This window comes from Pseudomonas sp. PD9R (assembly GCF_019200975.1).
GTDB lineage: Bacteria > Pseudomonadota > Gammaproteobacteria > Pseudomonadales > Pseudomonadaceae > Aquipseudomonas.
This window is the reverse complement of record NZ_JAHTMR010000010.1, coordinates 249769-258675: the sequence shown is the minus strand read 5'-3', so window position 1 is coordinate 258675 and position 8907 is coordinate 249769. Positions and strand designations below refer to the sequence as shown.

The following is an 8907-nucleotide window of genomic DNA, read 5'->3' as shown; positions in this document are numbered from 1 at the left end:
GCACTACCCGGTGCTCTACACCGGCAGCAACGGCCTGGTCGCCCACGAATGCATCCTCGACCTGCGCCCGTTGAAAGACAGCAGCGGCATCAGCGTCGATGACGTCGCCAAGCGCCTGATCGACTTCGGCTTCCACGCCCCGACCATGTCGTTCCCGGTGGCCGGCACGCTGATGATCGAGCCGACCGAAAGCGAATCCAAGGAAGAACTCGACCGCTTCTGCGACGCCATGATCCGCATCCGCGAAGAAATCCGCGCGGTGGAAAACGGCACCCTGGACAAGGACGACAACCCACTGAAAAACGCCCCGCACACCGCGGCGGAACTGGTCGGTGAGTGGAGCCATCCGTACAGCCGCGAGCAGGCGGTTTACCCGGTTGCATCGCTGATCGAAGGCAAATACTGGCCACCGGTCGGTCGGGTCGACAACGTGTTCGGCGATCGCAACCTGGTTTGCGCCTGCCCGTCGATCGAAAGCTACGCTTAAACCTACAGGGGAGCGGGCAAACCGCTCCCCATGTAGGAGCTGTCGAGTAAAACGAGGCTGCGATCTTTTGATCTTGATCTTCGACGATTTTGAGATCGAAAAATCAAGATCAAAAGATCGCAGCCTGCGGCAGCTGCTACATAAAGCATCTCCCGTGACAAAAGATTGCAGTCACGTAACGCATCTCCCGTGATAGCTGCACCTATAACAAGAAACCGGAGAACAACCATGTCGTTAAGCGTGTTCGACCTGTTCAAGATTGGCATCGGCCCCTCCAGCTCCCACACCGTCGGCCCGATGCGCGCAGCCGCGCGCTTCGCCGAAGGTTTGCGTCGTGAAGGTCTGCTGACGGCGACTACCTGCGTCAAAGTCGAGCTCTACGGCTCGCTCGGCGCCACCGGCAAGGGGCACGGCAGCGACAAGGCTGTGCTGCTCGGCCTGGAAGGCGAACACCCGGATACCGTAGACACCGAAACCGTTGCCGCCCGCCTGCAAGCCATTCGCGGCAGCGGCCGCTTGAACCTGCTCGGCGAACACAGCATTGCGTTCAACGAGAAAGAACACCTGGCGATGATTCGCAAACCGTTGGCCTATCACCCCAATGGCATGATTTTTCGCGCATTCGACGCCGCCGGCCTGCAGATCCGCAGCCGCGAGTACTACTCGGTGGGCGGCGGTTTTGTCGTCGATGAAGACGCGGCTGGCGCCGATCGCATTGTAGAAGACGTAACCCCGCTGACCTTTCCCTTCAAAAGTGCCAAGGACCTGCTCGGCCACTGCGCCACCTACGGCTTGTCCATCAGCCAGGTAATGCTGACCAACGAAAGCGCCTGGCGGCCGGAAGCGGAAACCCGCGCCGGCCTGTTGAAAATCTGGCAAGTGATGCAAGACTGCGTCGCCGCCGGTTGCCGCAACGAAGGCATTCTGCCGGGCGGCCTGAAGGTCAAACGCCGGGCGGCTGCGTTGCACCGACAATTGTGCAGCAACCCTGAATCGTCCCTGCGCGATCCACTGTCGGTGCTGGACTGGGTCAACCTGTACGCCCTGGCAGTCAACGAAGAAAACGCCAACGGCGGGCGCGTAGTCACGGCGCCCACCAACGGTGCGGCCGGGATCATTCCAGCGGTGCTGCATTACTACATGCGCTTCATTCCTGCCGCGAACGATGACGGGGTGGTGCGCTTTCTGCTGACCGCTGCGGCCATTGGCATTCTGTACAAGGAAAACGCCTCGATCTCCGGCGCCGAAGTCGGCTGTCAGGGCGAAGTCGGCGTGGCTTGCTCCATGGCCGCCGGCGCCTTGTGCGAAGTCCTCGGCGGCAGCGTGCAGCAGGTCGAAAACGCTGCGGAAATCGGCATGGAACACAATCTCGGTCTGACCTGCGACCCGATTGGCGGTCTGGTGCAAGTGCCTTGCATCGAGCGCAACGCCATGGGTTCGGTCAAGGCCATCAATGCCGTGCGCATGGCCATGCGCGGTGACGGTCAGCATTTCGTCTCCCTCGACAAGGTCATCCGCACCATGCGCCAGACCGGCGCCGACATGAAAAGCAAATACAAAGAAACCGCCCGTGGCGGTTTGGCGGTCAACATTATCGAGTGCTGATGCACTCACCTGCATCTGCATCATTTTCAGGAGCTGAATATGTCCACCGAACAACTGTTGAAAACCCCGCTACACAGCCTGCACATCGAACTCGGTGCGCGCATGGTGCCGTTCGCCGGTTATGACATGCCCGTGCAATACCCGCTGGGCGTGATGAAAGAACACCAGCACACCCGCGATCAGGCCGGGCTGTTCGACGTCTCGCACATGGGCCAGATTCGCCTGACCGGCGCCAATGCGGCCAAGGCTCTTGAAACTTTGGTGCCGGTGGACATCATCGACCTGCCCGTCGGCATGCAGCGGTATGCGATGTTCACCAACGAAACCGGCGGCATCCTCGACGACCTGATGGTCGCCAACCTGGGTAACGACGAGCTGTTCCTGGTGGTCAACGCCGCGTGCAAGGACCAGGATCTGGCGCACCTGCGCAAGCACATCGGCGAACAATGCGCCATTGAGCCGCTGTTCGAAGAACGCGCCCTGTTGGCTTTGCAAGGTCCAGCGGCGGTCACCGTATTGGCTCGCTTGGCACCAGAAGTCGCGAAAATGACATTCATGCAGTTCGCCCGCGTGACACTGCTAGGCGTTGAGTGCTTTGTCAGCCGCTCGGGCTACACCGGTGAAGACGGCTTCGAAATCTCCGTCCCGGCCGCTAGCGCTGCAGCGCTGGCCCGCGCCTTGCTCGCCGAGCCAGAAGTCGAAGCGATTGGCCTTGGTGCTCGCGACTCGCTGCGCCTGGAAGCCGGCCTATGCCTGTACGGCCATGACATGAACACTGAAACCACCCCCATCGAAGCCAGCCTGTTGTGGGCCATCTCCAAGCCACGCCGTGCCGATGGCGCGCGTGCCGGTGGCTTCCCTGGTGCCGAGACCGTATTCGCGCAGCAACAGGGCGGTGTCAGCCGCAAGCGTGTCGGTCTGTTGCCACAGGAACGCACCCCGGTGCGCGAAGGGGCAGAGATCGTCAATGAAGCTGGTGAGATCATCGGCAGCGTCTGCAGCGGTGGTTTCGGACCGACTTTGGGCGGTCCGTTGGCGATGGGTTACCTCGACAGCGCTTATATCGCTCTCGATACCCAGGTATGGGCCATTGTTCGTGGGAAAAAGGTTCCTTTGCTTGTAAGCAAAATGCCATTTGTTCCACAACGCTACTATCGTGGCTGATTGACTGTTCCTATAAGTAACGCGGTTGCGTTAACAGTGCACTAATGTGTAACGCAACCGCCATAAAACAGTGCATTGTTCAACTCTAAGCTTCGATTATGAACGGCGCTTATAACGATCGAAAACAAGTGAACGCCTCTATCGCATAAGCCCGTACTAGTTAGCGCGCTAGCAGCGCAAACGTGAGCAAATCCGGGCCTTTCACAGGGCTTGTTTTTTCTCCCGTAGTTGGCGTAGAGTTTGTTCACTGTGTTTGCATGGGTCGCTTGGAATCGTGACCTGGGCAGTAGCCTACAAGTTAGCTACATCCCGTTCGACGTCTTCTTACTCTCCTGCAACCAGCCCCAGTACTCTTTCACGAGAAGGAGACTGTCATTAATTTTTGCGTCAAAGGAAATAAGAAATGTCCCAACGTCAGAGCGGCACCGTCAAGTGGTTTAACGACGAGAAAGGTTTTGGTTTTATCACTCCAGAAAGCGGTCCGGATCTGTTCGTACATTTCCGCGCTATTCAGGGCAACGGCTTCAAGAGCCTGAAAGAAGGCCAGAAAGTAACTTTCATCGCTGTGCAAGGCCAGAAAGGCATGCAGGCAGACGAAGTACAAGCAGAAGCCTAAATCTTCTGTAACGAAAAAGCCCCTGATGCTGACATCAGGGGCTTTTTTGTGCGCATAAATCCGTAAAATGGCTTCTTTTTCCGCCGAGTGCCCGCCATGTCGAAACACCTGCTTAACCCCCAGGGCGAATTTCCTGCCGCTGGCCTGGGTCGTCGACTGGCAGCGATGTTCTATGACTTCCTGCTGTGTACCGCCCTGCTGATTGTCACCAGCGGCATCTACAAGATGGTTCAGATGGCGATCATCGGCGAGGAAAAAATGCGCACGCTCACCGAAGCCGGAGCGCTTGATGGCGACCCACTGCTCTCGACGGTTCTGCTGTTTGTGCTGTTCGGCTTCTTCGCCAAGTTCTGGACCTGGTCGGGCCAGACACTGGGCATGCAGGTCTGGTGTATCCGCGTACAGAATCCTGATGGTTCGTCCATCAGCCTGTGGCAGGCGCTTTTGCGCTTTGTGGTATCGATTGCATCACTGCTGTGCGTCGGCCTGGGGTTTATCTGGTCGCTGTTCGATAAGCAAAAACGCAGCTGGCATGACATGTATTCCAATACCCAGCTTGTACGCATTCCCAAGAAGTCCAAGTAACACACACAAAAAAGATCGCAGCCTTCGGCAGCTCCTACACGGACCTATGTAGGAGCTGGCGAAGGCTGCGACCTTTTGATTTCGCTCTTAAGCGTTCCCAGCCAGCTTCATCCGCGCAGCCTGTGTGAAGTCGAGCATCCGCTTCAACGGCCGAATCGCCTGCGGAACCAGTGCCGGATCAACAAAGATCTCATTCGCCCCCTCCTTCAAGCTCTTCAGCGTGCGCTCAAGGGTATTCATCGCCATCCACGGGCAATGCGCGCAACTGCGGCATGCGGCGCCGTTACCCGCCGTTGGCGCTTCGATAAAGACCTTGTCCGGGCACAGCTGCTGCATCTTGTAGAAGATGCCTCGGTCAGTGGCGACGATCAGGGTTTTGTTTGGCAAGGTCTGCGCAGCCGCGATCAACTGACTGGTGGAACCGACGGCATCCGCCAGCTCAATCACTGAAGTCGGCGACTCCGGGTGCACCAGGATTGCCGCATCCGGATACAGCGCCTTCATGTCTTCGAGTTGCTTGGACTTGAACTCTTCGTGGACGATGCACGCACCGTCCCACAGCAGCATGTCAGCACCGGTCTGCCGCTGAATGTAGGTGCCCAGGTGTTTATCCGGCCCCCAGATAATGGTCTCGCCGTTATCCATCAGGCTCTCGACGATCTCCAGTGCGCAACTTGAAGTCACGACCCAATCCGCTCGGGCTTTGACTGCCGCGGAAGTATTGGCGTAAACCACTACGGTACGCTCGGGATGCTGATCGCAGAACGCGGAAAATTCATCGACCGGGCAACCCAGGTCCAGCGAACAGGTCGCCTCCAGGGTCGGCATCAGGATGCGTTTTTCAGGGGTGAGGATTTTTGCCGTTTCGCCCATGAACTTCACTCCGGCAACCACAACGGTCTTGGCCGAGTGATCTCTGCCGAAGCGGGCCATCTCCAGCGAATCAGAGACACAGCCGCCGGTTTCTTCGGCCAGCGCCTGAATGATCGGATCACAATAAAAGTGGGCAACCAGCACCGCGTCCTGAGCCTTGAGCTCGGCAGCGATGGCGGCACGGTAATAGGCTTCCTCATCGGCTGTCAGCGGCTTGGGCTGCTTGGCGTCGAGGTGGGCTTGAACCAGAAGGCGTTCGGAAATCTGCGTCATTTTCGCAAGACCTGCAGGCGCATTCGCGCGAAAGTCGAGTATACACCCGGCTCCGGACCCATCAGGGTACCGCCGGGAAAGTGAGTATTCATCAGGCACGGACAGCGTTGAAGCTGCGCAAGGCTACAGAATATCCCGAAGATGCAAAAGATGATTCTGACTTACGTCGTATGGTGCTGCCCAGAAGCTGGGCGGGCTTAAATCGCGGGCAAAAAAAAATCCGGAAATCCTCACTTTCGTGGGCCTTCCAGACTTTTAAAACAGCTTGAAAATGGTGGGTCGTGTGGGATTCGAACCTACGACCAATTGGTTAAAAGCCAACTGCTCTACCAACTGAGCTAACGACCCGCTGTGTGGTGGCGCGTATAATACTGATTTTTAAGGACTATTCAACACCTATTTTGAAATAAATCAAAAATAAGGGGTTGGGTCGCTTATTCCGGCCGCCGCAAAGCCTTCTGCGCGCAGTCGGCAGCTGTCGCACTTGCCGCATGCACGGCCATCATCGTCGGCCTGATAGCAGGAAACAGTCAGCCCGTAATCCACGCCAAGCTTCACGCCTGCCAGGACGATCTGCGACTTGCTGAGGTTTTGCAGTGGAGCCTGGATACGGAAGCCCTGCCCTTCTACACCTGCCTTGGTCGCCAGATTGGCCATGCGTTCGAAGGACTCAATGAACTCGGGGCGGCAGTCCGGGTAACCGGAGTAATCGACAGCATTCACACCGATAAAGATGTCATGCGCACCCAGCACTTCAGCCCAACCCAGGGCGAGGGACAGAAACACAGTGTTGCGTGCAGGCACGTAGGTCACCGGGATACCTTCACCCGGAACTTCCGGCACATCGATGCTGCTGTCGGTAAGGGCCGAACCGCCGATACCGTTCAGGTTCAAGCCGATGACCTTGTGCTCAACCACACCCAAATCCCGAGCAACGCGCGCGGCGGCATGCAATTCGGCGTGGGATCGCTGACCATAATCGAAGCTCATGGTGTAGCAACTGTAGCCTTCGGCACGGGCCATGGCCACGACAGTTGCCGAATCCAGCCCACCGGACAGCAGGATGACCGCACGCTTCTCAGCAGTATTCAGTTGTTCCGTCATTTCAGCGCCCCGGCTCGTCATTCCAAAGATATTTATGCAACTGCAATTGCAAACGCACTGGCAGGTTGTCCGCCACCACCCAGTCAGCCAGGTCCCGAGCATTGAGATCGTGGTGACTCGGTGAGAACAGGACTTCGCCGGCACGCCGATCAAGACCGTACTGGATCAGCTTGGACACAGACCAGTCATAGTCTTCCCGCGAGCAGATGACAAACTTCACCTGATCGTTGGGCGTCAGCAACTCAATGTTTTCATAACGGTTGCGATGCGCTTCTTTCGAACCTGGGGTTTTCAGATCGACGACGCGACTGACCCGAGAATCTACCGCCGAGATATCGATAGAGCCACTGGTTTCCAGTGACACTTCGTAACCGGCGTCACACAACCGCTTGAGCAATGGAATGGCGTTGGGTTGTGCCAGCGGCTCGCCGCCGGTGACACAGACGTAACGCGGACGAAAACCGGCCACTTGCTCAAGGATGTCGTCGAGCGTTCGGATGGTTCCGCCAGTAAAGGCGTAGGCGCTGTCGCAGTATTGGCAACGTAACGGGCAACCAGTCAGGCGCACGAAAACAGTGGGCAGGCCGGCAGTCCGAGTTTCACCCTGCAACGAGTAGAAAACTTCGGTAATTCTCAATGTGTCTTGCATAGTCGCCACGGGCGTAACAGCTAAACAGGCTGTCCGCCTCCGTCAGGCACTTCAAGGAACCCCGCCACCGCGCAGGTCCCAAAAAGCGTGTTTCATAAAAGGGCGTGAATTCTAACGAAAAAACCCGCGGCAAGCGCGGGTTTCTTCGAAACGGCTCAAGCAGCCCTACATTTTCTGCAGATCACGCTGGGCCAACTGAGCGGCGGAAGTACCCGGATATTGGGACACCACCTGCTGCAGAATACCTTTGACCCGGTCTGTATGACCGAGGCGGCGTTCTACATCAGCAAGCTTGTACAGCGAGTCAGGCACTTTGGGGTGCTTTGGGTACAGCTGCGAAACCTTGGCAAACGCCTGACCTGCACCTTGCAGATCGCCTTTGGCCAGGTTCACTTCGCCCAACCAGTACTGGGCATTGCCCGCGTATTGGCTGTTCGGGTACTTGCGCAGGAATGCGGTGAAGGCCTGGCTGGCCTTGTCGAAATCCTTGGCTTTGATCAGATCGAAGGCGGCGTCGTAATAGAGCTTTTCCTTCGCCGGATCTGCCGGTTCGCTACCCGCGGTGGGTGCTTGAGCGGCTGCCGCTCCTGCACCAGCGCCAGCTGCCGCTGCTGCACCGGGGGCGTTCAAATTGCCACCGGTGGAAGAATTTTCAGGAGTCGCGGCTGGTGCAACGCCGGATCCAATGCGCCGATCAAGATCCTGGTATCGCTCCAGGTTTTCCTGCTTCATGCGCGCTACATCATTTTGCAGAACTTCAATCACACCTTGTTGGCGCGAGATCTGCTCCTGCATCGATTGCAGTTGGTTGAACAGCTCGCCCTGTGCCGAGACAGGGGCCGAAACCCCTCCCCCGGCATAGGCGCCGTTCGTACCGTAACCTGCAGGCGGATAACTACTCCCGCTATTGTTATAGCCAGAGTCGTTATCGACCACAGGAACCGCAGCCCACACCGCAAGCGGTGCGAGACTGAGAGCCAGAACAGTTACAGCACGACGGCACGTTCGCATGACGAATTACTTACGCAGTTCGACGCGACGGTTTTGAGCCCAGGACTGCTCGTCGTTGCCGGTAGCAACTGGACGCTCTTCGCCGTAGGAAACCAGTTCCAGCTGAGCTGGGGAAACACCTTGCAGTACCAGGTAGCGTTGAACGGCTTTCGCACGACGCTCGCCCAGTGCCATGTTGTACTCACGAGTACCACGTTCGTCGGTGTTGCCTTCCAGAACAACGCGAGCGCCGTTTGCTTTCAGGTCTTTGGCGTGAACGTCCAGAGCGCGCATGGCTTCTGGCTTCAGGTCCGAACTGTCGTATTCGAAGTAGAAAGTGGTGATTGCGCGCAGTGCAGCTTCTTCGCTCAGGGAGCCGTCAACTGCACCAGTGTTTGCGCCGTAACCAGCGTTTGGATCTACAGCGCCTTCACCGGCATTGTCGCCGCCTTTAGACGAGCAACCTACAGCTACAGCCATGGCCAGAGCCAGCGCAGCAAATTTACCAAACTTCAGCATTTCCATCGTGAAACTCCTAATGAACCCCAGTGTGTTAAGTAC

General features: G+C 57.5%; 9 protein-coding genes, 1 tRNA gene and 1 pseudogene. 5 read left to right on the top strand and 6 right to left on the bottom strand.

Going from position 1 to position 8907, the window contains the following annotated elements:
* The 5 genes and pseudogenes from KUF73_RS20290 to KUF73_RS20270 all read left to right on the top strand — a co-directional run.
* Positions 1–487 (top strand): annotated as a pseudogene (locus tag KUF73_RS20290) (glycine dehydrogenase (aminomethyl-transferring)); the annotation flags it as partial.
* Positions 488–715: 228 nt separating this feature from the next.
* The gene (locus KUF73_RS20285) at positions 716–2092 is read left to right on the top strand and encodes an L-serine ammonia-lyase (protein WP_218439819.1); all 1377 of its coding nucleotides are present in this window, start codon (positions 716–718) and stop codon (positions 2090–2092) included.
* Between the two features lie 39 nt (positions 2093–2131).
* Positions 2132–3256 carry a glycine cleavage system aminomethyltransferase GcvT gene (gene gcvT / locus KUF73_RS20280; RefSeq protein ID WP_218439818.1) on the top strand — a complete coding sequence of 375 codons (1125 nt, stop codon included), beginning with the start codon at positions 2132–2134 and terminating at the stop codon, positions 3254–3256.
* A 403-nt stretch (positions 3257–3659) separates the two neighbouring features.
* Positions 3660–3872 (top strand): cold-shock protein, encoded by a 213-nt coding sequence (locus KUF73_RS20275; RefSeq protein ID WP_007977299.1) that lies wholly within the window; start codon positions 3660–3662, stop codon positions 3870–3872.
* Positions 3873–3968: 96 nt separating this feature from the next.
* Entirely contained in the window at positions 3969–4457 is a 489-nt protein-coding gene (locus tag KUF73_RS20270) for an RDD family protein (RefSeq protein ID WP_218439817.1), read from the top strand.
* Between the two features lie 87 nt (positions 4458–4544).
* Here the strand turns inward: KUF73_RS20270 and nadA are convergent, their stop codons facing one another.
* From nadA to pal, 6 genes are all read right to left on the bottom strand, one after another.
* Positions 4545–5603, bottom strand: a complete 1059-nt coding sequence (gene nadA, locus KUF73_RS20265) for a quinolinate synthase NadA (RefSeq protein WP_218439816.1) — start codon at positions 5601–5603, stop codon at positions 4545–4547.
* 272 nt (positions 5604–5875) lie between these two features.
* Positions 5876–5951, bottom strand: a tRNA-Lys gene (locus KUF73_RS20260).
* Between the two features lie 63 nt (positions 5952–6014).
* Entirely contained in the window at positions 6015–6707 is a 693-nt protein-coding gene (gene queC / locus KUF73_RS20255) for a 7-cyano-7-deazaguanine synthase QueC (protein WP_218439815.1), read from the bottom strand.
* Between the two features lies 1 nt (position 6708).
* Positions 6709–7356, bottom strand: coding sequence for a 7-carboxy-7-deazaguanine synthase QueE (gene queE / locus KUF73_RS20250; protein WP_053155342.1), 648 nt, complete (start codon positions 7354–7356; stop codon positions 6709–6711).
* A 165-nt stretch (positions 7357–7521) separates the two neighbouring features.
* Complete coding sequence (ybgF, locus tag KUF73_RS20245; protein WP_218439814.1) at positions 7522–8367, bottom strand: tol-pal system protein YbgF; 846 nt, start codon at positions 8365–8367, stop codon at positions 7522–7524.
* Positions 8368–8373: 6 nt separating this feature from the next.
* Complete coding sequence (gene pal, locus KUF73_RS20240; protein WP_003178634.1) at positions 8374–8871, bottom strand: peptidoglycan-associated lipoprotein Pal; 498 nt, start codon at positions 8869–8871, stop codon at positions 8374–8376.
* Positions 8872–8907: the final 36 nt, after the last annotated feature.